This is a genomic window from Candidiatus Paracoxiella cheracis, assembly GCF_049348705.1.
GTDB classification, from domain to species: Bacteria; Pseudomonadota; Gammaproteobacteria; order Coxiellales; family Coxiellaceae; genus Paracoxiella; species Paracoxiella cheracis.
In genome coordinates this window covers 1,560,427-1,587,299 of sequence record NZ_CP186485.1, presented here as the reverse complement: position 1 = coordinate 1,587,299, position 26,873 = coordinate 1,560,427, and the positions used below count along the sequence as shown (strand labels likewise).

General features: G+C 41.1%; 26 protein-coding genes and 2 pseudogenes. 13 read left to right on the top strand and 15 right to left on the bottom strand.

Going from position 1 to position 26,873, the window contains the following annotated elements; all coding sequences use genetic code 11:
- Positions 1–87 precede the first annotated feature (87 nt).
- Positions 88–906 (bottom strand): hypothetical protein, encoded by an 819-nt coding sequence (locus ACJMKR_RS08285; RefSeq protein WP_423062655.1) that lies wholly within the window; start codon positions 904–906, stop codon positions 88–90.
- Positions 907–1,163: 257 nt separating this feature from the next.
- Here ACJMKR_RS08285 and ACJMKR_RS08280 point away from each other — a divergent pair, with 257 nt between their 5' ends.
- Entirely contained in the window at positions 1,164–2,057 is an 894-nt protein-coding gene (locus ACJMKR_RS08280) for an IS982 family transposase (RefSeq protein ID WP_423062298.1), read from the top strand.
- Here the strand turns inward: ACJMKR_RS08280 and ACJMKR_RS08275 are convergent.
- Complete coding sequence (locus ACJMKR_RS08275; RefSeq protein WP_423062654.1) at positions 2,044–2,643, bottom strand: transposase; 600 nt, start codon at positions 2,641–2,643, stop codon at positions 2,044–2,046. The genes ACJMKR_RS08280 and ACJMKR_RS08275 overlap by 14 nt on opposite strands.
- 99 nt (positions 2,644–2,742) lie before the next feature.
- Positions 2,743–3,630: an MFS transporter gene (locus tag ACJMKR_RS08270; RefSeq protein ID WP_423062653.1), complete on the bottom strand. Its 888-nt coding sequence runs from the start codon at positions 3,628–3,630 to the stop codon at positions 2,743–2,745.
- A gap of 191 nt (positions 3,631–3,821) precedes the next feature.
- Between ACJMKR_RS08270 and ACJMKR_RS08265 the strand changes: the two genes are divergently transcribed.
- From ACJMKR_RS08265 to ACJMKR_RS08235, 7 genes and pseudogenes are all read left to right on the top strand, one after another.
- Positions 3,822–4,457 (top strand): hypothetical protein, encoded by a 636-nt coding sequence (locus ACJMKR_RS08265; RefSeq protein WP_423062652.1) that lies wholly within the window; start codon positions 3,822–3,824, stop codon positions 4,455–4,457.
- Between the two features lie 45 nt (positions 4,458–4,502).
- Positions 4,503–5,253, top strand: a pseudogene (locus ACJMKR_RS08260) (IS1 family transposase).
- Positions 5,254–6,294 (top strand): hypothetical protein, encoded by a 1,041-nt coding sequence (locus ACJMKR_RS08255; protein ID WP_423062651.1) that lies wholly within the window; start codon positions 5,254–5,256, stop codon positions 6,292–6,294.
- Between the two features lie 71 nt (positions 6,295–6,365).
- Entirely contained in the window at positions 6,366–7,832 is a 1,467-nt protein-coding gene (guaB, locus tag ACJMKR_RS08250; protein WP_423062650.1) for an IMP dehydrogenase, read from the top strand.
- Between the two features lie 16 nt (positions 7,833–7,848).
- Positions 7,849–9,423, top strand: a complete 1,575-nt coding sequence (guaA, locus tag ACJMKR_RS08245) for a glutamine-hydrolyzing GMP synthase (protein ID WP_423062649.1) — start codon at positions 7,849–7,851, stop codon at positions 9,421–9,423.
- Positions 9,424–9,551: 128 nt separating this feature from the next.
- A complete protein-coding gene (gene rnhB / locus ACJMKR_RS08240; RefSeq protein WP_423062648.1) occupies positions 9,552–10,145 on the top strand; it encodes a ribonuclease HII in 594 nt (197 codons plus the stop codon).
- A 13-nt stretch (positions 10,146–10,158) separates the two neighbouring features.
- Positions 10,159–10,443 (top strand): peptide-methionine (S)-S-oxide reductase, encoded by a 285-nt coding sequence (locus ACJMKR_RS08235; RefSeq protein WP_423062647.1) that lies wholly within the window; start codon positions 10,159–10,161, stop codon positions 10,441–10,443.
- Here ACJMKR_RS08235 and ACJMKR_RS08230 read toward each other — a convergent pair.
- The 7 genes and pseudogenes from ACJMKR_RS08230 to ACJMKR_RS08200 all read right to left on the bottom strand — a co-directional run bounded on the left by ACJMKR_RS08230 (position 10,396) and on the right by ACJMKR_RS08200 (position 15,329).
- Positions 10,396–11,250 carry an IS3 family transposase gene (locus ACJMKR_RS08230; protein ID WP_423062646.1) on the bottom strand — a complete coding sequence of 285 codons (855 nt, stop codon included), beginning with the start codon at positions 11,248–11,250 and terminating at the stop codon, positions 10,396–10,398. The two genes, ACJMKR_RS08235 and ACJMKR_RS08230, sit on opposite strands and share 48 nt — an antisense overlap.
- Before the next feature lie 89 nt (positions 11,251–11,339).
- On the bottom strand, positions 11,340–11,549 hold the full coding sequence (locus tag ACJMKR_RS08225; protein WP_423062353.1) for a transposase: 210 nt from the start codon (positions 11,547–11,549) through the stop codon (positions 11,340–11,342).
- 29 nt (positions 11,550–11,578) lie between these two features.
- Positions 11,579–11,830, bottom strand: coding sequence for a DegT/DnrJ/EryC1/StrS family aminotransferase (locus ACJMKR_RS08220; protein ID WP_423062645.1), 252 nt, complete (start codon positions 11,828–11,830; stop codon positions 11,579–11,581).
- A 250-nt stretch (positions 11,831–12,080) separates the two neighbouring features.
- Positions 12,081–12,974: an N-acetylmuramoyl-L-alanine amidase gene (locus ACJMKR_RS08215; protein ID WP_423062644.1), complete on the bottom strand. Its 894-nt coding sequence runs from the start codon at positions 12,972–12,974 to the stop codon at positions 12,081–12,083.
- A complete protein-coding gene (locus tag ACJMKR_RS08210) occupies positions 12,952–13,176 on the bottom strand; it encodes a hypothetical protein (protein WP_423062643.1) in 225 nt (74 codons plus the stop codon). Before ACJMKR_RS08210 ends, ACJMKR_RS08215 begins: the two co-directional genes overlap by 23 nt.
- Before the next feature lie 28 nt (positions 13,177–13,204).
- Positions 13,205–14,323 (bottom strand): annotated as a pseudogene (locus ACJMKR_RS08205) (IS481 family transposase).
- A 184-nt stretch (positions 14,324–14,507) separates the two neighbouring features.
- Complete coding sequence (locus ACJMKR_RS08200) at positions 14,508–15,329, bottom strand: outer membrane protein (protein ID WP_423062642.1); 822 nt, start codon at positions 15,327–15,329, stop codon at positions 14,508–14,510.
- A 224-nt stretch (positions 15,330–15,553) separates the two neighbouring features.
- On the opposite strand from ACJMKR_RS08200, the gene ACJMKR_RS08195 reads away from it, so the two are divergent.
- Positions 15,554–16,629, top strand: a protein-coding gene (locus ACJMKR_RS08195; RefSeq protein WP_423062317.1) for an IS3 family transposase whose coding sequence is annotated in 2 segments (ribosomal slippage) — positions 15,554–15,803 and positions 15,803–16,629 — 1,077 coding nt in all. Because the reading frame shifts where the segments join, the coding sequence is not laid out codon by codon here.
- Positions 16,630–16,878: 249 nt separating this feature from the next.
- On the opposite strand, the gene ACJMKR_RS08190 is transcribed toward ACJMKR_RS08195, so the two are convergent.
- From ACJMKR_RS08190 to ACJMKR_RS08170, 5 genes are all read right to left on the bottom strand, one after another.
- On the bottom strand, positions 16,879–17,712 hold the full coding sequence (locus ACJMKR_RS08190; protein ID WP_423062641.1) for a DUF3050 domain-containing protein: 834 nt from the start codon (positions 17,710–17,712) through the stop codon (positions 16,879–16,881).
- Positions 17,713–17,837: 125 nt separating this feature from the next.
- Complete coding sequence (locus ACJMKR_RS08185; protein WP_423062640.1) at positions 17,838–19,517, bottom strand: ATP-binding protein; 1,680 nt, start codon at positions 19,515–19,517, stop codon at positions 17,838–17,840.
- Positions 19,518–19,819: 302 nt separating this feature from the next.
- Positions 19,820–20,140, bottom strand: a complete 321-nt coding sequence (locus ACJMKR_RS08180; protein WP_423062639.1) for a hypothetical protein — start codon at positions 20,138–20,140, stop codon at positions 19,820–19,822.
- 487 nt (positions 20,141–20,627) lie between these two features.
- Entirely contained in the window at positions 20,628–21,104 is a 477-nt protein-coding gene (locus tag ACJMKR_RS08175) for an IS1 family transposase (RefSeq protein WP_423062399.1), read from the bottom strand.
- Complete coding sequence (locus tag ACJMKR_RS08170; protein ID WP_423062638.1) at positions 21,077–21,238, bottom strand: IS1-like element transposase; 162 nt, start codon at positions 21,236–21,238, stop codon at positions 21,077–21,079. The genes ACJMKR_RS08175 and ACJMKR_RS08170 overlap by 28 nt, the downstream gene beginning before the upstream one ends.
- Positions 21,239–21,345: 107 nt before the next feature.
- Between ACJMKR_RS08170 and ACJMKR_RS08165 the strand changes: the two genes are divergently transcribed.
- The 4 genes from ACJMKR_RS08165 to dnaE all read left to right on the top strand — a co-directional run bounded on the left by ACJMKR_RS08165 (position 21,346) and on the right by dnaE (position 26,861).
- Complete coding sequence (locus ACJMKR_RS08165; protein ID WP_423062637.1) at positions 21,346–21,639, top strand: peptide-methionine (S)-S-oxide reductase MsrA; 294 nt, start codon at positions 21,346–21,348, stop codon at positions 21,637–21,639.
- A 214-nt stretch (positions 21,640–21,853) separates the two neighbouring features.
- On the top strand, positions 21,854–22,156 hold the full coding sequence (locus tag ACJMKR_RS08160) for an RNA recognition motif domain-containing protein (protein WP_423062636.1): 303 nt from the start codon (positions 21,854–21,856) through the stop codon (positions 22,154–22,156).
- Positions 22,157–22,323: 167 nt separating this feature from the next.
- On the top strand, positions 22,324–23,424 hold the full coding sequence (locus ACJMKR_RS08155) for a D-alanine--D-alanine ligase family protein (protein WP_423062635.1): 1,101 nt from the start codon (positions 22,324–22,326) through the stop codon (positions 23,422–23,424).
- A complete protein-coding gene (gene dnaE / locus ACJMKR_RS08150) occupies positions 23,421–26,861 on the top strand; it encodes a DNA polymerase III subunit alpha (protein ID WP_423062634.1) in 3,441 nt (1,146 codons plus the stop codon). Before ACJMKR_RS08155 ends, dnaE begins: the two co-directional genes overlap by 4 nt.
- The last annotated feature ends 12 nt before the right edge of the window (positions 26,862–26,873 follow it).

Sequence of the window (26,873 nt, the reverse complement as noted above, 5' to 3'; positions counted from 1 at the left end):
ATTAAAAAATCAGTTAACACAATGGCTGATTCATAATTCTGACTGACGCGATTTACACAAACTAATAAACAGTCCCGTTTCTAAATCTTAAGCTGTTTTTTGCAGCAATTCGTAGAATTTCTCAGGTGTAAAATTTATTTTATCCAACCATGATTTTACTATCCCAATCAAATCCTCTATTTTTTCAGGGTCTGAGTTTTGCGTCTTTTCTTCAGTCCTCTGAATCGTTTTAATTTTTGAGTTGCTATTTTTGAAAATAGCAGGATGTCGCGTGCGTTTCCCCTGCGTATCACCTTTGGTTCTGCCTTGCGGATTACCGCGTGGTTTGCAGAGATTAGCAGGCGTGCCAACGGTATCAAGCACCGTAGAAAAACCCCGTTGCGTTTGTGAAGGGGTCGCAGTTATTGATGGTTTTTCGTTATCCACTTGGAAGCTCGGCAAATACCGCTCCCATTTTTTCGGTAAAATCGGGGCAAGATTCCTCGCTAGATAAAGTTGCGTATACGCTAATGCTGTCATCCGCCACCAATCTTCTTCGTGCTTAACATCCGGTGTTTGGTATCGGTCAAATAACAGTTTGTCTTTACCAAAACGAAAGTAGTGTTCAATGTCATAGCGTCTATCGTAATAGTGATAGGCTTCTAATGCTGTGATTTCATTACGTCGTTCACCAGCGAGTCCTAACCAGAGTGGATTTTTATATAAAGATTTACCGTTAGCATCAACCGCAACCAATTGCACAACAGTAACAGGATGCTCATATCCTTTAAATTGCTTTGAACCACGCAGTAATTGGTCACGCCATATTTTAATCTCCAATTGGTAAGTTTTGCCACTGCGGGTTGTAATGGGTTGCTGCACAATCTCATCGGATTCACGGTGAGTCGTGCTGTCGTTTAGTTTCATCGCATCACCATAGCGTTTTATACTTCCTGAGGTATTATCTTCTATTGATGCGGGCGCGAAAACATTACGGGTACTGTTAAAACGGAAAAGATGTACCCAATTGGGATTTTCGCTAACCAGTTTACGGCAAGCTTCTGTACCATAACCTGAGTTCTGTATAAGAAAAGGAATAAGTGAATGAAATAATTGAAAAAAAGACCGGAACCGCTAAAATTTAGCTCCAAAATTACAGCTAAATAATGTAACAGGAGTTAATCATGTTGGCACCGGTCACGGAGATTTTTTGTGATATGGATGATTTTTGCAAGGATTATTTGAAAGGTCAATCAAAGTATTTGCTACCGAACCCAGACAGAAAACGAGATCGAGCGATGCAAATGAGCTTGTCTGAAATTGGCACCATCATTGTGTTGTTTCAAATGAGTCACTATCGCACATTTAAGGATTTTTATTGTGGATGTGTTTTACAAGACATGAAGAAGTATTTTCCTACGGCGCTGAGTTACACACGTTTTGTCGCCTGCCAATCAGCAGCGCTAATGATGCTCGCCGCCTATTTGCTTTCGAGAAAGGGCAAACACACGGGATTGTATTATATTGACTCAACTACACTACGCGTATGCCACAATAAACGAATTTATCGAAACAAGGTTTTCAAAGGCATTGCTAAACGCAGTAAAAGCACAATGGGCTGGGTTTACGGCTTTAAACTACATATTGTGATTAATCATCAAGGGGAATTAATCCGTTTTTGTTTAACGAAAGGGAACGTGGATGATCGCGCTGTTGTTAGAAAATTAATGGCTAATTTAAAGGGGTTGGGCGCTGGCGATAAAGGGTATCTTGGAAAAGATCTTGCGGACGATTTGGCAAAACACGATTTAAAATTTGTGACAAAAGTCCGTAAAAATATGAAGAACAAAATGCTTTCTGCATTTGAAAAGTTTTTCCTAAAACAACGTGGCATCGTAGAAACGATTATCGATCAGTTGAAAAACTTGTATCATGTTGAGCATTCGCGTCATCGTAGTCCGATTAATTTTTTAGTCAATACCCTTGCAGCGCTAATTGCCTATTCTTGGCGACCAAACAAACCAGGAATAAAAACCAACAATATAAAGAATAATTTATACGCAGTTATCCAGAACTGAGGTTACCATATTTTGAATCAGCCACGCTAACCACCAATTTATGAGTAAGCGCTAAGTCTGCAATACAACGGTTAATTTGCTGCATCCCAACTACATTGCCTTTTTCATCGCTTTTAACGCGCCTCGTATCCAGTGGAACTAACCAATGCTTTTCTTGAGCTGCACCATCATTGGGCAATAGTGATACCGTTGAATATTCATGTCCAATGGTAATCGGTTTGTTACCCGGTGCTGGATTAGGGCTGTAAACCACATGGCGATCTTCAACACAGTGTGCACTTTGACGCGACTGTGGTGTCGTATCCGCAATAATGATCACACGGTCATCGCTATGACTCACATGTTCATATTGTATTTTCATCATGCTATCCCAACAATTTGCTACCGACAAACCATCGCTAATCGCATCGGTAATACTACTGTATTCACGTTCAAAGTATGGCGATTCACATAATTCTATGGGTGTTTTGCAGCGATGGCCATGGCTTGAAAGGGCATCGAGTAAATTCATATTGGCATCGCGTCGCGCGGGGAAGATGTTGTAGAGGAATGTACGGAATTGTTTTAGTTTTTCTGTCGCTAACATCGTTTGTTCCTTATTTTATTTTTTCGAACAAACGTTGTTTACAACGTAAAATTTTTTTTCGGTTTCTATGTCAAGCAATTTTTAATTATTTTTATAAATTTATCCAAAGTCCAAAATGAGGCATAAGGATAACAACCACATCCAGCTCAATTTGCGTAATACAAATCCTGCGGCTAAGCGCCCGATGGCATAAGCTGCCGATAAAATACTTGCCATTTCGACACTCATTGCGGGCGTGATATGCAGCACTTTATTATTAAATGTAGGGAGCCATGTGCTAATACCCTGCTCAATAAAAACGTAAGCGAAGATGCTGATGATAAAAACCATGATCAAGAGTTGTTTTGTTAGACTGATCATGTCTGCAAAGTCTTTACCTGGAGAATTTTTTGCAATGATCGTGCCTTTTTCTTCGAGAGGGGTAAATAGAAGTAATAAAAAGGCTAATGAAGACAGTGCACCCAAGAGCCAAAAGGCATCGAGCCATGTTGTTGAGCTACCGCCGATAAAAAAACCGAAAATCCAATAACCGCTTAATACACCGACCATAAACACACCCTCGAGCGTGCTCGTGAAGCTCGCGTGTTCTTGTGCATCTTTTGTGATGAGGCCAATGGTGGAATACACACACACTTTAACTAATGCAAACCCCACACCAACACTGACCAACAATAAACGAATCATCCAAAGCGCATCGAGTATCGGCGTTAAAAAACAGGTAATGCTAACAACAGCTAAACCCAAGAGCATTGAAACTTTATAGCCTAGCCTGGGTAAAAAAGCCGCAATGGCAAATGAAAATACAGCGATTGTAATATCTTTATAGGCATCTAGATTGCCGGCTTGTGACTTTGTGATGTGGTGTTGGGATAAAACTTCTAAAATAACAGTGCCGACACAATTGAGGAGAATAGCGAAGACAAAATAATTTAAAAATAAAGAGGATTTAATCTTCCAATAAGATAGTGGCCCATTCTGCTTCTGCATTCCCACCCCATTTGTAATATTTTGATTAAATGATTAAAAATCAACAATAATCGTTTGTACCCGTAAAATATTCTAGCCATAAACTAAACGGATTTGCTTTCTTTTTCAAGTCTGTGATTTTTTAATAAATCCTTAATATGTGTGGTTTATGATGTGCCCATCCGAATTTACTTACAAAAAAGGAAAGTATCTTGAGCCGATCATCTACTCCTCCTGCTAATAATGATAATGATTTAACTGAACGACTTTTGAGGACATCGGTTACGACTGTGGAGACACCGGCTACGACTGACTCTTCTTCTTTGAGCTCCTCGGATGGGCAACAGGCTGATGGCGACACTGGTACTAATCTAGCACTAGCTAAATGGATGCGAGCAGATCCTGACCTGTTTGGTTCTGCGCATAAAACTACTTATAGGCAATACGCTACAGCTTTTTTCTTTATGCTTTCTGCTCTTGCTTCATGCGCAGTTTGTTATCCGCTTGGAAAAAGCTCGGGTGATGGAATTGATGAGGAAATAGGTACCGATGGTCTTGGTGTTACTTTAGGTCTTCTGTCTGTATTCGTTGTTTCATTTATTGCAGTTCCAGTGACATCGCGTATTGGGTTATTAAAGAGAAAACCAGAAGAATTTAAGGCGCTAGAGAGGAAAAAAACTTGGTTCGAGACGAGTGCTGATATTGCGGAAGCAGTCGCGAGGCTCCCGGGAGGCTTACAAAATGCCTATAATACAGCAGTGTTCGTGCCTTCTTCATATAAAGGCATTCCGCTAAATCGTATTTTTTTGCTACAAAGTTTTGGTAGTGCCTCATTTTTGTTGATGTGATATATTTTGGTATTTCAGAAAATCATTAGGATAAGGATTGCATGAATGGCAAGAATCAATGTTGCTTGCCCCTGCTGCTGTTTACATGAGGTTGTAAAATTTGGCGTCAGCAGTACAGGAAAGCAAAGGTTTCAATGTAAAAATAATGCTTGTGAGAAAAATACATTTCTTCTAGATTACACACATAATGCTCGTGCCCCTGGTGTTAAAGATAAAATAGTTGATATGGCAATGAATGGTAGTGGCGTCAGAGATACTGCACGCGTTTTACGTATTAGCATTAACACTGTTATTGGTGAATTAAAAAAAGGGTGAAGGTTTGGAGAGCGTCAATACACGACTTTTAAAGGAAAAAGAATCACTTGGTGCGTCTGTTACTGTTAATGTTGTACAAGTTGAAGAAGCGGAGCTGGATGAAATGTGGAGTTTTGTTCGAAATAAACAGAATCAACGTTGGCTTTGGCATGCGATTGATCACCATACACATGAGGTGTTAGCTTATCATTTTGGTCCAAGAAAAGATTCAGCATTTAAAGCACTGAAAGAAAAACTGAGCTCATTTGATATCAACTTTTACTATACAGATGATTGGGGTGCTTATGAAAGACACCTGCCTCAATCAAAACATTTGGTGGGAAAGCAAAATACCCAAGCGATTGAACGAAAGCATCTCACGTTGCGCACACGAATAAAGCGATTAGCGAGAAAGACGATTTGCTTTTCTAAACTGGATAAATTGCACGACATTGTCATCGGATTATTTATCAATAGGCACGAGTTTGGGAGGGTTATTTAGATGCCATCAACAAAAATGAGGCACCACCAAAGTTTTTTTGTACCTTATCTCGTGAATAGCAAATTTTTAGGTCAAGTATCTTCTGAACTTGGGATTACTCATTTTTTTAGGTATATCGAGACGATGTTTTATGGAAAATTTTTTCCAAACTCGCAAAAAACAAAACAAATTTGTGAAAGGAACAATAGCTTAAACAAGCTCGAAGGCGAGGTGGGCAAACTAAAATCTATAATACCAGGGATGCCAACCGAGGATTTCGAAGAATTTGACAATCAAGTTCGAAAGAAAATTGAAACTCTTAAACAGGGAGAAGTCTCAGAAGTTGATACGGTTAACGAACTATTAAGATTGTATTTTAAACTCTTAGATAAGTATCCTTCACCAAAAAGCACTAAGTTTCTAGTTACAGGTATTATAGGTTTTCTGTTTGCTACGATAGCTCAATTTCCTAGTTATTCCGGTAGCATAGAAGCGTTGAAATATTTTTCTAGGAAAGTTATGCATGTCAATGAGGCTACTCTTAGTGGCCCTAAATTTACAGTGCCGGCAGCAATTTCTGGCTTGCTTGCCTATCGGATGAATATTCCTTTAAACGCTAAATCTTGTCAGACTCTGTTCCAAAAGCTTTATGAATTGTTTGTTTGCCAGAAATCGGGAAATAGTGAACAAAATAATAAGGAACGCAGTTGTCAGAGCGCTCTGCATCTTCCTTTAAAATTATTTCTTTTATCATGTTCGGTGGCATTATCGATAGGTAATGGCGCTGCAAGCTTGGCTTCGGCCCAGCTTGCATTAGACGGCAAGTCGACCCTTGATCAACTGATTGATTACTTTAGCGCTGTTTGTTCTGCAGCTTTGGCATTTATGGGTTGTACAGGTATGATTGGCTCTCTTTTCAAGGGGGATGATTCACGAAGTCAGCATGTGGGTCGAGTCGAGTATCTTGCTAAGTGTTTTTCAGAGCTAAATCCTGAGGCGTTAAAAGCTTTAGAAAGTCTGTCTCACGATGAGAGTGATGCGACTGGATTAAACCCACTCTGATCAAACTTCGCTCGACAGGGATTTGAAAACCGGCTACACTACCAACCTCACAAGCGCAGGGGGGTGCCTATATGCAAATAAAAGGGGAAGCACTTACTTTTGATGATGTCTTGCTGTTACCAAGCTATGCTGAAGTCCTGCCCAAAGATGTCTCCCTAGTCTCGCGTTTAACGGGCGAAATCACCCTGAATATCCCACTATTATCCGCCGCCATGGATACCGTGACCGAATCACGCCTCGCGATCGCTCTGGCCGAAAGTGGTGGTGTTGGTATCCTGCATAAAAGCATGAGCCCCGAGCGTCAAGCCGCCGAGGTGCGCAGAGTCAAAAAATTTGAAAGCGGTGTCGTCAAAGATCCGATCACCGTCACACCGGAAACCTCTATCGGTGAACTTAAAAAAATCACTCAAGACTATAACATTTCGGGCATGCCCGTGGTGCACGGCGATCAACTGGTCGGCATCATCACCAATCGTGACATCCGTTTTGAAACGCACATGAAGCAAACGGTCGCTAACTTAATGACTCCCAAAGATCGTTTGGTGACTGTGGGCGAAGGTGTGTCGCGTGATGAGGTCATTCATTTATTTCGTCAACATCGCATCGAAAAATTATTGATCGTCAACGACAGCTTTGAGCTGCGTGGCATGATTACTGTCAAAGATATTTTAAAATCGCAAGAATATCCTAACGCGTGTAAAACAGAGAGCGGCCAGCTTCGAGTAGGTGCTGCGGTTGGTACCGGCAAAGACACGCCTGATCGCGTTGCAGGATTAGTCGCAGAAAAAGTAGATATTATCGTCGTCGATACGGCACATGGTTTTTCAAAAGGTGTGCTTGATACCGTAAAATGGATAAAACAACACTACCCCGACGTGCAAGTCATGGGTGGCAACATTGCCACAGCCGATGCAGCCAAGGCGCTGTTAAAAGCAGGTGCTGATGCTGTCAAAGTCGGCATGGGCCCAGGGTCCATTTGCACCACGCGTGTCGTTGCTGGTGTAGGTGTACCACAAATTACTGCGATCATGAATGTAGCAGATGCCGTCAGCAAAAAAATTCCGGTTATTGCCGATGGGGGCATTCGTTTTTCGGGAGATGTTTGTAAAGCCATTGCCGCGGGTGCCAGTGCCGTCATGATCGGTGGTTTGTTTGCGGGCACAGAAGAAGCGCCGGGTGAAGTGGTGCTCTATCAAGGGCGTTCATACAAAGCTTACCGTGGCATGGGTTCGGTCGGTGCCATGTCAAAAACGCACAGTTCCGCGGATCGCTACTTTCAAGAGCAACAAGAAGAACAAGGCAAATATGTTCCCGAAGGCATCGAAGGGCGTGTGCCTTACAAAGGTCCGTTGCGTGCAGTTATTCATCAACTCACGGGTGGGCTGCGTTCGAGCATGGGTTACACAGGTTCAGAAACGATTGAAAAACTACGCACTGAAGCGCAGTTTGTTCGTATTACCAATGCAGGTGTGCGTGAGAGTCATGTGCATGATGTGATTATTACGAAAGAAGCACCGAATTATTGGGTAGAAGAGTAGCCATACAAAAATATTTATGACGACAAATATCCATAAACACAAAATTCTCATTTTAGATTTTGGTTCCCAGTATGCACAATTAATCGCGCGCCGTGTCCGCGAGATTGGCGTTTATTGTGAACTCATGCCGTGCGACATCGATGAAAAATCGATTGTCGATTTTGCACCGCAAGGCATCATCTTATCGGGCGGCCCTGAAACAGTGACGGTCGACCATACGCTGCGTGCACCAGAAATTGTTTTTAAACTCGGTTGTCCGGTTTTAGGAATTTGTTATGGCATGCAAACGATGGCGTTGCAGTTGGGTGGTCAAGTGGATACAACGGCAAAAGCCGAATTTGGTTACGCGCAAGTTCGCATCGATAAATCCGATTCATTATTTGAAAATATTCAGGATCATCTTTCTGAAAAAGGTGTCCCGCTGCTAGATGTTTGGATGAGTCACGGCGATGTCGTCACGCGACTACCCAAAGGTTTTGAAACCATTGCCAGCACGGAAAACGCTCCTTACGCCGGCATGGCTGATTTTGAGCGTCATTTTTATGGCTTGCAGTTTCATCCCGAAGTCACGCACACGACGCAAGGCCTGCGAATTTTAGCGAATTTCGTGAAAAACATTTGCGGTTGTGAAGCCACATGGACCTCTGCCAACATCATCGAAGAGAACATTCGCGACATTCGTGAAAAAGTGGGTAACGGGAAAGTCATCGTGGGTTTGTCCGGTGGCGTGGATTCTGCCGTTACCGCGGCGATTTTGCATAAAGCCATCGGCGAACAATTAACGTGCGTGTTAGTGGATACGGGATTGTTGCGTTTAAATGAAGCCGATGAAGTGTTGCGTGTTTTTCAGAAAAACATGAAAGTAAAAGTCATTTGTGTTGATGCCAAAGATCGTTTTATGAAAGCATTGAAGGGCGCATCAGACCCTGAAGAAAAACGTAAAATTGCAGGGGAGCAGTTTATTCGCGTGTTTGAAGAAGAGGCGAAAAAACTCGATGTAAAATGGCTGGGTCAGGGAACGATTTATCCTGATGTGATTGAATCTGCAAAGACAAAAACCGGCAAAGGTCATGTGATTAAAACGCATCATAATGTCGGTGGATTGCCAGAAAAAATGGATTTAAAACTCATCGAGCCATTGCATGAATTATTTAAAGATGAAGTACGCAAGCTGGGTTTAGAGCTAGGCTTGCCGGCGGATATGTTATATCGCCACCCATTTCCTGGGCCTGGTTTAGCGATCCGTATTTTGGGTGAAGTAAAACTGGATTATATCGATATCTTGCAGCGCGCCGATGCTATTTTTCTGGAAGAATTGCGTGCGCATGATTTATATGATGAAGTAAGCCAAGCGTTTGCTGTGTTTATTCCCATGAAATCGGTGGGTGTTAAAGGGGACGCGCGACATTATGGTTATATTATTGCATTACGAGCGGTAAAAACCGTTGATTTTATGACGGCGCATTGGGCAGAATTGCCGCATGCATTCTTGTCTAAAGTGAGCCATCGTATCATTAATGAAATTAAAGCGGTATCACGTGTCGTTTATGATGTGACGGGGAAGCCCCCAGCAACGATTGAATGGGAGTGAAGGGAATTATGGTTTTTATTGTTTACTATTTTATTGCAGGCGGCTGAAAAAATTTTAGAAATCTATTTTCAGCTAACTAAATAGCTTTCAATTGCGCCAGAGAAAACAGGCTTTAAGGCAAAAGGAAAATGTTGCATTCAAAATCCAATCTATTAGAGATTATTGCAGGTATCGATGAAGCAGGACGCGGTCCACTCGCCGGGCCAGTCATTGCGGCTGCTGTTATTTTAGACCCCAATCGACCTATCGATGGAGTAGCAAACTCCAAAAAACTCTCCGAAAAAAAACGCGAAGCACTATTTGAAGTCATTACATCACACTGCTTGGCTTATGGGATTGGGCGTGCTGAGATCAGGGAAATTGATGAATTTAATATATTAGAAGCCAGCATGATTGCGATGCAGCGTGCGGTGGATGGGTTATCCATAAAACCAACCAAAGCGCTAATTGATGGTAACCGCTGCCCAAAATTAAAATGTTTGAGTGAGGCGATTATTAAAGGCGACGATACAGTACCGGCCATCAGCGCCGCCTCTATTTTGGCAAAAGTTACACGCGATCGTGAAATGCTGGTGCTCGACACAAAATACCCGGGCTATGGTTTTGCGCAACACAAAGGCTACGGCACCGAAAAGCATTTAGCGGCGTTACACAAGCTCGGTGCAACGGAAATACATCGCAAAAGTTTTGCGCGGGTAGCGAGCGTGTTGAGAAGTAAATAAAAGGATATTCAACATGGAAAAACATGTAGCAACTTTTGCGGCTGGCTGTTTTTGGGGAGTCGAAGAAGCTTTTCGGCACTTAGACGGTGTTATAAAAACGACGGTAGGCTATACCGGGGGTCATACCGAGCATCCCACTTATGAGGAAGTTTGTTCAGATAGAACGGGGCATGCCGAGGCGGTCCAAGTGGACTATGATCCCGATCAAATTGATCTTCCCTCACTTTACCGGACACATTTTTTTTCGATTTTACGCAGCACATTCAAGCGCAACAGGGGTCTTGTAGTCAATAGCTGAATGCATTCTTCTGTGATTGTAATAGCCTTCAATATACTGAAAAAGACTTTGCCTTGCTTCAGCGCGTGTTGTGTAATCATTCACATGCACAAGTTCCGTTTTTAGGGTATGGAAAAAACTTTCTGCAATGGCATTATCCCAACAATTAGCCTTTCTGCTCATTGAACCAATCAGCTTGTTTTGCTTGATGATTTCCCTATATTTTTTCGAACAATATTGACTGCCCCGATCAGAGTGTATAATCACTTGCTTTGGATATTTTCGTTTGAATAACGCCATCAATAACGCATCACACACTAAATCTTGTTTCATGCTTTTATTCATTGACGAGCCAATAACCGAACGTGAATGCACATCGATAACCACCGCTAAATACAACCAACCTTCACGGGTTGGAATGTACGTCAGATCACTCACCCATTTTTGATTGATCGCCGTTGTCGTGAAATCTCTCTTTACAATATTCTCAAAAATAGGCTTGTTGTGACCCGAGTCTGTGGTTATTTTAAATCTACGCTTGGCAAGTGCTTTTAAGCCCATGGAGCGCATACGCCGCTCAATACGCGTGTGACTGCAGGAAATCGATTCCGCTTGCAATGCACGAGTTATACGTGGTGAACCGTAACGTTGTTTGTTTCTCATATAAATTACCTTAATTTTTTCATCTAATTGTTGGTTTGCTTGCTCACGTGGGCTCATAGGTCGGGATAGCCAGTCATAATAACCACTACGACTGACACCCAGTACATCACATAGCAAGTTAATTCCAAATAGTTGGGCGTGCTTTTGAATAAAGCTGTACTTCACTCGAGTTCTTTCGCGAAGTACGTGGCCGCCTTTTTTAGAATGGCTTTCTCCTGTTCCAGTCGTGCCAGTCGCTTCTTAAGCTGTTGATTTTATTCAATGAGTTCCCCTATGTTGACCGGTTGCTTTGCGCTGGGATGAATCACTTCACCACTCTTCCTGGCTTTATCCACCCAGGTGTGGAGGGTCGCTTCGGGCATGCCTAAGTCTTTTGCAGCGCTTAACACGGAAGGAGAACTGAGTGCTAGATGGATTGCTTCTTGTTTAAATTCCGGTGTGTATTTTCGAGTCTTCTTTGTCATGAGATCACCTCTTTGTTACTTCATAGATTTTAACAAATTAGTGTCCGGTAATTTAGGGGAAGATTATACATCGCAATATTTAAAGCCGATGTGCATGAGGTCACCGCGACAGAATATTTTGCGCCAAGATAATCACACATGTCCTTTTCAAGCAAACTGACTTCTGATGGCTGTTCATCCTCGGTATCATAGCGGTAGAATCGACCCGAATCCAAAACGCGCATAACTGCCGTTTTCACATCGCTGCTAGAAGGGGGCCTAGTTTTGTATTTATTCATCATTGAACTCCTTTTATAGATAGAAAAATACTCATAACTTGATCTTTGTTTGTCACTTAACCTACTGATTGTCAGTGATATTTTTCTGGTTTCTAGGCATGTCGAAAGTATGGCCCATTCTATCAGATTTGGGTAAAGATACAATCATCAAGCATTTGCCGATACGAGAGGGGGCTCATATTTTTAAGAGGCGGTAATAGATTTTATCGCCGTCGGAAAAATATGAGCTGAGAATCTAGTGTCCAATCACCAATCAACGTGTTAAAGGCGTTGACGAGTTAGTGGGGTCTTTTTCCATTTGACTATCACAACCCATAGCTATAGGTTGACTACTAAATAAGCTGGACCGCATTTGTTTGCTTGATTTGTCCCCGCCATGCTTCTGCTTTTCACTTAACGTAGCCGTTGGATAATATTTCTTCACCAAGGCCTGTAAAATTGCACACGTTTCACAGTCTGGAATACCTGAGTAATTACTTGGTCGAAAATGCATTTGAAAAGCGGTCACAACTTTTTTAGTTTGTTGATCAAGCTCCCCAGTCGTTTTTACTGAATATCCATAGGTCTTTAGATTCTTCTGAACCCACAATATATCGATAGTCTCTTGTGCAAATTCACTTTCGGCAGCTACTTTATCCGCTTCATTATACCAAGCACCAACACCTCGTTCGTATAATGTTTTCCATGGAAATAAAGGACCTGGGTCTACCTTACGGCCAGGCGCAATATCACCATGTCCCACAATATCAGTAGGCTGAATTTTGTAGCGGTTAATAATATACTTGGATAATTCAATCACTGTTTCAATTTGATAATCAGCAAAAGGAACCCACTTCCTATTTCCTCGCTCATCAACATAACCTAAATTAACGATTTCAATACCAATGGAGGTGTCATTAAGGTTCTCACGGTTTTGCCACGCACTGGTGCCGGCATGCCAGGCGCGCTTGTCGTCGGGTACTAAAGAAAATAGCTCTCGTTTATCATCCATAGGTTCTTCAGGCACTAAATAATGCGCACTCACGTTGCCTTTTGTCAACGTTTCCAACGACGTCTTAAAATTTGCTGCCGTATAATGCAGTACTAAAAATCGAATACGATTATTGAAGCTCTGGGATTTGTAGTCAGTGTTTACAGAATAAGGCATGTGTTTTTCTCCTTAAGTTAATTTCCTTCGATGCGCGCGATGGAGAGCGAAGCGAAGGGGCGTATTCTGGGGTAGGCTGGGATTTTTTGCCGAGCGTAAGCGACTGCAAAAAATCTTTACGAGGCGTCGAGTCAGTTGAGAGCCCGTGCGTAGTCGATGTAGAACTCTCGACTTGATCTGACAGTTGAGATTTATGGGACATATTTTCTGTCCGATAGATCGGATTCTAATTACTCCTCTACCAGTTGCGTGTCGTGATTACTGTGCGCCTTATTCAATTCATCTGCCGACACGCTTGGAATAGTTTTACATAGTTTATCTAATTCTTTTTCTTGTGCCAAATGCTTTGCATCAAGAAAAGTTTGCATGGGTGTTTTTCCATAACAACGCTCGCCGGAATGGGGCCTGACCTCATTATATGTTTTGATCCACGCATCAACGTCTTGTTGTAATTCTTCTAGGGAACGATATATTTTTTTTCGAAAAGCAACATCATAAAATTCTTGTTTAATCGTTTTATGAAAACGTTCACAAATACCATTGGTCTGCGGAGAACGTGCGCGTGTTTTCGAATGGTCAATGTCTTCAACTGCTAAATAAAGTTGATAGGCGTGGTTCTCAATTTTTCCACAATATTCCGTCCCGCGATCCGTGAGCATACGCAGCAATCGGATACCTTGCTCATTAAACCATGGCAATACACGTTCATTTAATAAATGAGCTGCCGTCATCGCTGTTTTCTCCGTGTATAACTTCGCAAAAGCGATTCTGCTATAGGTATCGACAAAAGTCTGCTCATAAATACGGCCAACGCCCTTCATCGTGCCAACATAATACGTATCCTGAGAACCTAAATAACCTGGGTGTTCTGTTTCAATCTCGCCGTGCGCTTCTTTTTCTCGTTTTGATTTTTCTAATGCTTGTCATTGTTCTTCCGTTAATAACATACCGTCTTGCGCCGATTTCGCTTCAAGCGCTTTTAGTCGCTTCTTAAAAGTCTCTAGATCATTACGTAGCCACACCGAACGAACTCCGCTGCTCGATACGATAATGCCTCGCGCCAGTAATTCATTGGCCGCACGTGCCTGACCTAACGCTGGGTTTTCAATAGCCAAAGCAATTACCGCTTCTTCTACATGTAACGGCACTCTATTTTTTTCATTCGGTTTCTTCTTACTCATATCATGGAGTGCTTCTTCGCCACCATTTTCATAAAGTGTTTTGAAACGGTAAAAACTGTCGTGTGAATAACCCATAACCTTGCAGGCTTGTGAAACATTTCCCAATTGTTTAGACAGCTCTAGTAAACCTAATTTGGGTTTGATAATCTTTTCGGATACACTGGTCATAATGACACTCCTCGTGTTGGTTGTTTAAGGTTGGTCAATTAAATTTTACTCTAACTGACCAGGAGTGTCAGATCAAGTCTGAAGGTTTACAATTTAACGGACACCTTCTTTTTTTATGCCGCAGCCAAAGCATGTGGTTATTTTAAATATGGACTTGGTTTTATGCACCCAGGTCTAAGCCTATTTAAAATTTATAGGTAATTCCAAGCGTAACTAGATTTGCACTGTATTTCGGGTAATAAGTCTCTATCCTGTTTGAGAAATTATCTCCTCTTGCCGCGGCACGGCTTAGGCTAAAACTCCCAAGATAACGGTAGTCTAAATACAAATTCCAATGCGTGGTAACACGATACAGAAGGCCAAATATGCCCTGATAGATAAGTCCACCTGAAGAAAACTGGTTTGGGAAAAACACTACTCGGCCAGCTTGCCCAGATGCTACTGCTGCAGAAGCTAAATTGCTATTAAGATAGATGTATCCAAGACCCACACCGATATAAGGTGATAATTTGGAGTTCATGGCAAAATCGTAATAGGTATTAAATGTGTAGGTGTAAGCAATACTACCCTTTTTGTCATTTGGCTCTAAAGTAAAAGTAGCCGGGGGATCAAGGATAAGGTTTTCATAATTAATATCGGTTGTGATGGAACGAAAGGCAACTTCGATACGCCAAGCGTTGTATTGATAACCCAAACCTACGCCAAAAGATCTTGAGGGATGTTTGAATGTAATCCTTAATGCTATTAAATCACTGGTTCCAATAGTCACTTTATAGTTTGTTTTAGGAAGATAACCAATACCACCAAAAGCAGATACATAGAAACCTGAGTTATCCAATGGCTCGAACGGTTCCGGACCTCCAGAAATACAAATGCTACTCATTAGCCCGAGAATAGATATTGATAGTATAAATCTACAAAGATATAGTGTAGTTTTTCGTATACACCACTTGCTATTTTTTTTCTGCGTTGAAACGAGTTTTTTTATGAATTGCTGTAATAACATGTTATCCACCTTTCTTGGTAAAAATGCTCATAAATACACACATACTCTACCACAAGGTAGTAGTCTAAGTCACTACCTAATAACAAAAAATATCTGATTTTTTTGAAAAAAAGATAAATTTTGAGGTTTGTTTTTATACAACATTTGACATGACCTTTCCCCCAAACTTAACACCATGACATGGATGAGATTTCCAATTATTCTACGACCGAGGAGATCTCAACATGAAAAAACGTTATACAGAAGAACAAATCATTAAAGCGATCAAAGAGCATGAAAGTGGCGCTAAGGTGGAAGACCTGTGCCGTCGCTTAGGCATATCTGGCGGTACTTTTTACAATTGGCGTAGCAAGTATGCTGGCCTAGAGGTTAACGAAGCTAAGCGCCTGCGAGAGCTGGAGTCCGAGAACAATAAGTTAAAAAAGCTGCTGGCTGAAAAGATGTTAGAAAATGAAGCGCTCAAGGATGTTGTTTCAAAAAAGTGGTAACGCCTGCTAGCAAGAAGCAGGTTGTTTGTCACTTAATGAGCGCCTTTAAGCTGAGTGAACGAATGGCCTGCAAGCTAGTCGGGCTAAGTCGAACGGCTTACCGTTACGGACCCAAAAAGCGACGAGACGAGTTGATTAGAGCTCGATTAAAAGAATTGGCAGCTCAGTATTCTCGGTATGGTTATTTAATGCTTCACAGCCTCTTAAAAGCAGAGGGGCTTGTCATGAATAAGAAAAAAACCTACCGGATTTACAAAGAAGAAAAGCTCCAGGTGCGTACAAAAAAGCGTAAAAAAATACAGCGACTACGATTAGTGATGTCATCACCGACTCAGAGAAATGAGCGTTGGTCGATGGATTTTGTTTACGATCAGCTGGCCAATGGAAGGCGTTTTCGTGTGCTAAACATTATCGATGATTTTAATCGTGAACTTATTGGCCAGCTAACAGCATTTTCTATATCAGGACGTCAGGTGGCACGCTTCCTAGCAGAGCTTAGTGAGCAACGCAGGCTGCCAAAACAAATTGTTTGTGATAATGGTACAGAGTTTACAAGCAAAGCAATGTTCTTTTGGTCCAGGGAAAACAAAACCAAGCTTGCTTTCATTCAACCTGGAAAGCCAACTCAGAATGCGTTTGTTGAAAGCTTAAATGGCAAGTTCCGCAACGAATGTTTAAATCAACACTGGTTTCGTTCAATTGAAGAAGCCCGACATGAAATCAACCAATGGAGAAAGCACTACAATACTAAAAGACCACACAGTTCATTAAATTATATGCCGCCTATTGAATTTGCGAAACAGGCTGCTTAACATGAATATCTCATCGGTGTCCTGGTACTAGTTTAGGGGGAAGGTCACTACTAATTTGCGACCAAAATTCTCTAATTGAACATTTTCGAGCTGAAGGGTGCCATAGGAAAAAAGTTTCTCAACCATACATTATCTCATATATGAAATTCAACGATATTTCTCTAGAAACCATTTTATCGATTTTAATTGCGACACTCAAGGAGCTGAAATGCCACTTCATTAGCAAAAAATAGATTTTAAGAGGCGCTCTTAATAGTTTCTTGCCACAGAAAGCGATTCAAAACGATCGTAAATACTTGTTAAGAACTCTATCCTAGCTTCTAGCGCAGAGATAGCAGCCTGCTCCGTTTCTTTCAGCTTTTGCGGATCGTTACCAACGAGGATTTCAAGCATTTTCAGCGCCTTGGGAAAATGTTCACCCTCATCGAGAGAAATATGTCGTTTAAAATAATAAACGACCGTACTATATTTATCTTCACCCTGACTCAAATTAGATTCCAATTGTTTGAGCATAGGAGTAAACATCGATGAAGTAATACCCTCTCGACCATATACAAAAGTGGCTGCCAATTCATGCAAAGGGCGATCAAAAAAACTAAATGTTGTGAGAACAAAGTTCTTAGTACTAGGGTTTACTGCTAATAAATCCATTGCTTCTTGTACACTGCTGCCATTCATTAGCATAATTAAGAATTGTTTCATCGGCCTTGTATCGGCACCAATTTTTTCCATAGCTGAAAGATAAATATCAAAGTGGCTCGCATATCTGCCATCTTCAGTGATATCGCCTTCTTCTTCCACTAAAATGCTGCTAATCAGATTAGCACTCAGTGCATCTTTCGGGGGAAACCACGGTGCGCTGGTAGACACAAGACGACGATGCAATTCTTTCAATAAACACATAAAGTCCCACACCGCAAATACATGTTCACCCATAAATATCTGCAACCTCGAGAGCGAAGAAATACTACTATATAGACGATGATTAACAATTTGAGAAACTAATGGGGACAACCTTTCAGTAAGATCCTTAGCGTTGCTAATGTTAAGCTCGCTTGATACTTGATAAATATTTTGCTTCATTGCTTTTTAACCTTCCTGGTAATAATACTTAAGCTTCTATTTTACTCCTAAGCTTTTAATTAGTACACACTACGTACTATAAGATTTTTTATGTTTACATTCAATAAGTTACATCGATTCGCCTATTAGTTTTTCTTACTTTTCAAGCTAAACCTTTTAAAAACAGCCCTAACGTTTTCTTTGCGCATGGGTTTTGTAATTACATATTCCATACCTGCTTTTAGACACTGCTGCTCACTATCTTCCTCAATATGAGCAGTCAATGCTATAATGATCGCATGCTGGCCCCTTTCAGATTCCCAGCGTCGCATTTCTTTGGCCACCTGACAGCCATCCTTGCCGGGCAACCCAACGTCCATAAAAACCACATCGTATGTTTCTTTTTTAAATAAACGGAGAGCCTCTTCACCCGTGTCTGCAGTGATAATCTCACAGCCCATCTCTTCCAATATGTTTTTTTCAGCCATTTGTGTGATCTCTGAATCTTCCACCAATAATACTTTAATCCCTTTTCCTATATCAGAAAGATCTACTACTTGCTCACGCGTAAAAAGTATATCTTTTTTGCTTGGATACTTGCTCTCTTGATACTCAAGATCGGCTGGGTTTATTTTTTTTAAAGGTATGATACAGCTAAATGTAGTACCTTTTCCCTCTTTACTCCTGAGGTAAATTTTTCCCTTAATATCTGAAACAAATTGTTTAACGATAGACAGCCCTAATCCAGATCCCTTATGCTGCCCCTTATGAGAATTTGTCAGACGTGTGAAACGTGAAAAAACTATCTTTTGATCTTCTCGAGAAATCCCAACTCCAGTATCTGTAATCAAAACCTTAACAACAACGTGATCTTTTTTTTCTTTAGCTAAATTTACAGCAATTTCAATTCGCCCTTCTAAAGTGAATTTAATCGCGTTGCTGATTAAATTTAATAAAATACGATGAATTCTTTTCTCATCACCTATTAAATAGTGTGGAATTCTATTGTCATAGTTAATGATTAACGACAAACCTTTTTCATTAATTGACGGCATTTCAAGTATAACAAGATTGTCGATGAGATCTTTCATACTAAATTTATTTTGATGCATCGGCAATTCTTCTGAAGCAAGTCGCGTCACTTCAATGACTTCATTTAACAAATCGAGCAACAAATTGCTCGACTTTAAAAGGTTCTCTGCTGCTTCTCGTCCACGCTCACTCTCCACTTCTTTCAGCAATATTTCTGACATACCAATCATACCGGTCAATGGCGTCCTAATATCATGACTAATGTTAGCCATAAACGCTGATTTTGCTTCATTTGCTGTTTCCGCTTCTTTTTTCGCTTTAATGAGCTCCTGCTCTTTTTTCTTTAATTCCGTGATATCTGTAAAGTAACCAACAATTCCAATAATCTTGCCTTCATCCATGATAGGTAGTTTACTAACCAAAGTGATGAGTGTTTTTCCATTTGTTAATGCTAAAATTTCTTCTTGATTGGTAATAGGCTGTCCTAGAATAGTATCCTTATCACCTTTTTGAAAAGTTGCTGTCGTATGGCCTATTGGCTGCCAGTGCAAATCGTTATCAGTTTTACCAACAATTTCATCAGGTGAGTTTAAGCCTACCAACGTAGCATAGTTTTTATTACAACCTAAATAGATAGAATGAAGATCTTTCCAAAAAACATATTGCGGCAACGCTTCGGTAATGTTTTTGAGAAAAACCTTATTAACATGCGCTATTTTTTTGGCTGCATCTTTTTCAGCCGCAAGACGTGCGATGGCTTTTTTTTGATTCCTTTTATTTTTCCATTCTTTCATCAGTTCTCTACAAGTCTAATATTCTTGCAAACGCCCTATAAGTTCATATTTATTTTGAACAATAATTGCAAAAAATCAAAAAAAAGATAAGAAAATTTCGCCATATTGATTTATGCTTCCAAATATATTTGTACTTAATTTAACCAGAATTCGTGTGTGAAAGATACTAAAACGTAAATATTCTACCTAATTCCTACAGCCTTTGTAAAAAATATCTGTCACAAAACTACAGCACCCCCTTTCTTTTTCAAGAAAAGGGGGTGAGTTAGTTATTTTATTCGACACTGCCTATCAAGTATTTTTTAATTCGAGTCATCGTTACCTTGTTGGCTGCTTTGATCATCACTCTGATCTTGGTCGGAATTTGAGTTTTGACTGTCATTGTTACTATCATTTGATTGGTCTTGGTCAGAGTTCGAATCTTGATCACTACTACTACCACCTGACTGATCTTGATCAGAGTTCGTCGTAGACTCATCATCAATTAGCTTAACAGTCGGTTTGACTGCTGATAGCGATAACATCTGATGAGCGATGGTAGTGTCTGTGCTGTGCTGTGCCATAGAGTTACTATATAGGCCAAACAAAGCCAGCGCACTTAATCCAATAATTACCGGTTTCATTGCTTAGTCTCCTTCTAACAATAATGTTGAACCTCATTAAATATACAACTGCGGTGTCACATTTGCACTAACTTATTCAATTTATTGATTTTTAATAAAATTATTTGCAAAGATAGTGTAAATACGGTACATACTTTCTCTCTTCTCTATTTCAACTTTGTGCGCTTCCTGTTTATGAGGAATGCTTCCCTTACCCGATTGATCCAGTACTGAACTTGACCTTTTCTCTGATTTGAAGATAACAAACGATGAAGCGATTTACTTACACCAGCGGGACTTCGGTTTAAAAATACCGCAATATAATTAAGATGATATCGCGCATAGTAATGTCCATAGTAAACTACCATATTCCTCGCGATAACATTTTTTTCATTTCTGCATTTTGATGTTATCGTCTTATCACTTAGCTGCATTGCATTAGCAATAACAGATATAATTTCCGGCATACTATAACTTTTTGGTGGTGCCTCATTTTTGTTGATGGCATCTAAATAACCCTCCCAAACTCGTGCCTATTGATAAATAATCCGATGACAATGTCGTGCAATTTATCCAGTTTAGAAAAGCAAATCGTCTTTCTCGCTAATCGCTTTATTCGTGTGCGCAACGTGAGATGCTTTCGTTCAATCGCTTGGGTATTTTGCTTTCCCACCAAATGTTTTGATTGAGGCAGGTGTCTTTCATAAGCACCCCAATCATCTGTATAGTAAAAGTTGATATCAAATGAGCTCAGTTTTTCTTTCAGTGCTTTAAATGCTGAATCTTTTCTTGGACCAAAATGATAAGCTAACACCTCATGTGTATGGTGATCAATCGCATGCCAAAGCCAACGTTGATTCTGTTTATTTCGAACAAAACTCCACATTTCATCCAGCTCCGCTTCTTCAACTTGTACAACATTAACAGTAACAGACGCACCAAGTGATTCTTTTTCCTTTAAAAGTCGTGTATTGACGCTCTCCAAACCTTCACCCTTTTTTTTAATTCACCAATAACAGTGTTAATGCTAATACGTAAAACGCGTGCAGTATCTCTGACGCCAAATTTTACAACCTCATGTAAACAGCAGCAGGGGCAAGCAACATTGATTCTTGCCATTCATGCAATCCTTATCCTAATGATTTTCTGAAATAGCAAAATATATCACATCAACAAAAATGAGGCACTACCATTTAGGGGAAGATTAAATCTCCTATGAGGCGCTTTTGGATGCTTTTTGGAAAACGCATAATCCAACGACGATGAATCGCCAGGGGCCTGATATTGGGTCGCAGTATCGGTCGGTCATTTTTTACCATACAAAAGAACAAGAGGTTGCGGCAGAAGCTTCAAGAAAAGCGCTCGAAGAGTCGGGCCAATATGATCAAACAATAGTCACAGAGATCGTTCCTGCCAGTGTGTTCTATCGGGCGGAGGACTATCATCAGCAATATCTTGAAAAACGCGGTTTGAGTCATTGTGGGATCAAACCTCCAAGTCGCTCTTCCGAAGAGGATTGATCTATCACAAAAATTCGTCCCTACGGGGCTGGATTTATGTAGAATACCATGCCACAATATCACTGCTTATCTACCTCTCTGATTAGGAAACCTATTCAGAGCACCTTTAAAAATTCAATCAGGCGAGTTGGATTTTTAAAGGTGCTCTTGGTTCCTGAAAATCTTTGAAGTCTATATAGCATTTTGTTAATAACGATTTTTGGGGAACCAAGAAATGAATAAGATCTATGTGGGTAACTTAGCCTACAGTGTAAATGAAGATGAGCTGCAAGGCTTATTTTCGCAATGTGGTGAAATTGTCAATGTTAATTTAATTAAAGATCGAAGCACAGGGCGTTCAAAAGGCTTTGGCTTTGTTGAATTTGCTACATCGGATCAAGCGCAATCAGCGCTTAAGATGGATGGACAAGAATTCCAAGACAGACCTTTGAAAGTTAGCCTCGCGAGAGAACAACAACGTTCTGGTGGTGGTGATCGTGATCGTCGTGGCGGCGGTGGTGGTCGCAGACGCTGGTAATTCAATTCTGTATTGATAATACCTAAAAATAAGAGCTCTCATAACGAACTGGGTGGCCTATAGAGAAATGTCCTGTAAGGATGTTTCCACATCTACTGAGAATTAAAAAGGTTGTGCTGAGCTCTTATGTTTTGCAAGTTTGCAAAACATTACCTATCATCAAGTTTATGGAAAAAAAGCTGCAACTCTCTGTCCTGTGTGGAGGACAATCAACCGAGCACGAAATCTCCGTGCTATCTGCCAAAAATGTCGTTGCTGCACTCAATCGTGATAAATACGATATAACCGTAATTTACATCACTCATCAGGGGCAATGGTATTTAATAGAAAGTCCTAAAATATTCCTAGAAAACGATCCAAAAATTTTGTTGCAATCGGGGCAATTGGATCCCGTTACCGTCGTGTTGGGTAACAGTGATCGGCCCTGGCAATCTTTAAATAATTCAAAAGAACGATACCCCGCTGAGTGTGTTTTTCCAGTTTTGCACGGTACTTTTGGTGAAGATGGTGTGCCGCAAGGTTTGATGGAGTTACTGGGGTTGCCTTATGTTGGCGCTGATGCACAGAGTTCAGCAATGTGCATGGAAAAAGATATCACCAAACAATTATTACGCAGCGCTGGTGTTCCCACTGTAGATTGGGTGACAGTTCGTCACACGGATTCGTTATCTGGACTTTATCAAAAACTGGCCGATCAATTTGGAAAAGCGCTGTTTGTTAAGCCGACTAGCTTAGGATCTTCGGTGGGTACGGCTCCCGTCAGTGATCAAATCGCGTTTGAATCCGCGGTGAAAGAAGCGCTTCGTTATGATGAACGGGTTATCGTGGAGCCACACATTGATGGCCGCGAAATCGAGTGCTCGGTTTTAGGCAATGATAATCCTGAAGCTTCGTTGCCGGGTGAAATCATTTCGCACCACAATTATTATTCTTACGATGCGAAATATATAGACCCAAAAGGCGCATCGACCGAAGCACCCGCAAAATTACCAAACGATCTCATCGCACGTATTCGACAAACAGCAGTCAATGCGTTTAAAGTTATGCACTGTTCGGGTATGGCGCGAGTCGATTTTTTTGTGGTTGACGATAAGGATATTTACGTTAATGAACTCAATACGATTCCGGGGTTCACTAATATCAGCATGTATCCAACCATGTGGGAAGTCAGCGGTTTGTCTTATATTGATTTGTTAGATAAATTAATTGAGCTGGCGATGGAGCGTCATCGTTTTCAACAATCATTAATACGTATTTATCATCAATGAATCCTTCATTTATACACTTAAAAACGCATAGCGAATATTCTATCGTGGATGGTGTTTTACGCATCAATTCATTAATCAGTAGTGTTGCAGCACAAAACATGCCTGCCGTTGCGCTGACAGATCAAATGAATTTATTTGCCTTGGTGAAATTTTACAGCAAGACTGTTAGTGCTGGCATCAAACCCATCATTGGTGCTGATTTAGTTTTACTTGAAAAAGGCAAAACATTTACAGTGACAGCACTGTGTAAAAATCAAATGGGCTATCAAAACCTGATTCGTTTGCTCTCGCGCGCTTATCTTGAAGGCCAAGAAAATGATAAACCGCATATTCAATGGAGTTGGCTTGTCGCAGCAAAAGAAGGCTTAATTATATTGTCTGGTGGGCGTCGTGGTGATGTGGGCCAAGCGATATTGCGTGGACGCAATAAAAAAGCAGAACAACGTTTGCAACGATGGCTAGAGCACTTTCCGCAGCACTATTATTTGGAATTACAGCGCACACAACGGGATCAAGAAGAAGATTATATTCACGTTGCCGTTTATTTGGCGAGTCGATTTCATGTGCCGGTTGTTGCCACAAATGATGTACGTTTTTTGCAGCAAGATGACTTTGAAGCGCATGAAGCGCGTGTTTGTATTTATCAAGGCCGTGTTTTGGATGATGCAAATCGACCGCGTGAATACAGCGAGCAACAATACCTAAAAACGCCGGAAGAAATGGCAGAATTATTTGCCGATATACCGGAAGCGCTGGCTAACACCGTTGAAATTGCTAAGCGTTGTAATGTGTCATTAACGTTGGGTGAAGTTTTCTTGCCGAAATTTCCAGTCCCCGATGACATAACGGTTGAGGACTATTTTAAACAACAAGCGCGAGCAGGCTTACAAAAACGCTTGGAAAAATTACCGCAACGCAAACAACCTTTGCAAGCCTATCAGGAGCGTTTGGAGTCTGAGCTTGATGTTATTATTAAAATGGGGTTTTCGGGCTATTTCTTGATCGTTGCCGATTTCATCAGTTGGGCTAAGCATGAAAATATTCCTGTCGGGCCGGGCCGTGGTTCTGGTGCGGGTTCATTAGTCGCTTACTCATTGGGCATCACAGAATTGGATCCCATTGAACACGATTTGCTTTTTGAGCGCTTTCTTAATCCTGAACGTGTTTCGATGCCTGACTTCGATATCGATTTTTGTATGGAGGGGCGCGATCGTGTTATCGATTACGTAGCTGATCGTTACGGTCATAAAGCTGTCGCGCAAATTATTACGTATGGCACGATGGCAGCGAAAGCTGTCGTGCGGGATGTGGGCCGTGTGCTTGGAATGCCGTATGGTTTTGTTGACAAGGTAGCGAAGTTAATTCCCTTTGAACTGGGGATGACGTTAGAAAAAGCCTTACAACAATCTGAGGAATTGGCACGTCGTTATAAAGAAGACGACAACGTGCAAACACTGATTGATTTAGCTTTAAAATTAGAAGGTGTGACTCGCAATGCTGGCAAACATGCTGGGGGTGTGGTCATAGCGCCGACGCAGTTAACCGATTTCGTGCCGCTTTATTGTGAGCCTGGAGGCGAGCACGTTGTCACTCAGTTTGATAAAAACGATGTCGAAGCGGTTGGATTAGTAAAATTCGACTTTTTGGGCCTGCGCACATTAACCATTATTGATTGGGCCGTCAAAAGTATTAATCAAAAATGTGCCTTGGAACAACTAGAATTGTTGGACATTACGACTATTCCACTCGATGACGCACCAACTTTTCAATTATTAAAAAATTGTGCGACGACGGCTGTTTTTCAATTAGAGTCGCGCGGCATGAAAGAATTAATTCGTCAACTACAGCCCGATTCGTTTGATGATATTAAAGCTTTGGTTGCATTATTTCGACCGGGTCCACTGCAATCCGGCATGGTTGAAGATTTTATCAATCGTAAACACGGTCGTGCCAGTGTCGATTATCCGCATCCGGATTTAGAGCCAATTTTACGCTCTACATATGGCGTTATTCTTTATCAAGAACAAGTGATGCAAATTGCACAAGTTTTAGCGGGTTATTCGTTGGGCGGTGCCGATATTTTACGAAGTGCTATGGGCAAGAAAAAACCTGAAGAAATGGCTAAGCAACGTGTGGTTTTTATTGAAGGGGCTGCCAATCGTGGAATAGACACAAAAGTTGCCGAGCATATTTTCGATTTGATGGAGAAGTTTGCGGGTTATGGTTTCAATAAATCACACTCATCCGCGTATGCATTGATTGCTTATCAAACTGCATGGTTAAAAACGCATTATCCTGCGGAATTTATGGCGGCAGTTTTGTCTTCTGATATGGATAATACCGATAAAGTTGTTGGCTTTATTAGTGAATGTCGTGAAATGAACTTGGAAGTTTTACCTCCCGATATTAATAAAAGCTACTATCGTTTTACGGTTAATGATGCCGGTAAAATTGTTTATGGTTTGGGTGCCGTGAAGGGGGCGGGTGAGGCTGCTATTATTCATTTAGTTGAAAATCGTGATAAAAAAGGTTTATTTAGGGGTTTATTTGATGTCTGTCATCGATTGGATACGCGAAAGGTTAATCGGCGTGTTTTGGAGCCACTGATTCGTTCCGGTGCTATGGATGGATTTGGTGTGTCGCGGGCGCAATTGGCTGCCTCTATCGATAAAGCACTAAAATCAGCAGAGCAAAAAAATCGTGATGCTGAGTTAGGCCAAGACGATTTATTTGGCGGCATGATCAGTTCGAATGAAAGCACCTCTGAGGAAAGTTATGTTCAAGCACCGCAGTGGAGTGATTCCGATCGCCTGCGCGGTGAAAAAGAAACGTTGGGTTTGTACATTACGGGTCATCCATTAGAATCTTGTGAAAAAGAATTGGCGCACTTAGTTTCCTTGCCAATACATCAATTGAAAGTAACCGGTAAAAATACTGTTACTATTGCCGGCATGATTATTTCAACTCGAAGCATTATGACACGGCAAAATAAGCGTATGGCGGTCCTTACCTTGGAAGATCGCAGTGGTCGTATTGAGGTCACGTTGTTTAGTGATTTGTATCAACACGTGATGCCAGAGTTAAATAGCGATTCTATTTTTATTGTGAAGGGTACTGTAGCTGCCGATGATTATACCGGTGGTGTGAGGATGGTTGCGGATACGATTATTTCGTTGGAAAAAGTGCGCGAACAAATGGCAAAGCGATTATTGATTCATGTTGAAAATGAGGCTGAAGTCGATACGTTATTATCGGAGTTACCAGTTATTATTAAAGAACACGTGGGTGGTCGGTGTCCGGTAACAATATCTTATCAAGGTGAAAAAGCGGGTGCGGAGTTAGTATTAGGCAATTCCTGGCGTGTTAAGCCCAATGGTGATTTGTTGGCGCAGTTAGGTCGGTTGTGTGGAAAAGATAAAGTTGCACTCGAGTATTGATTTGAAGCTAGT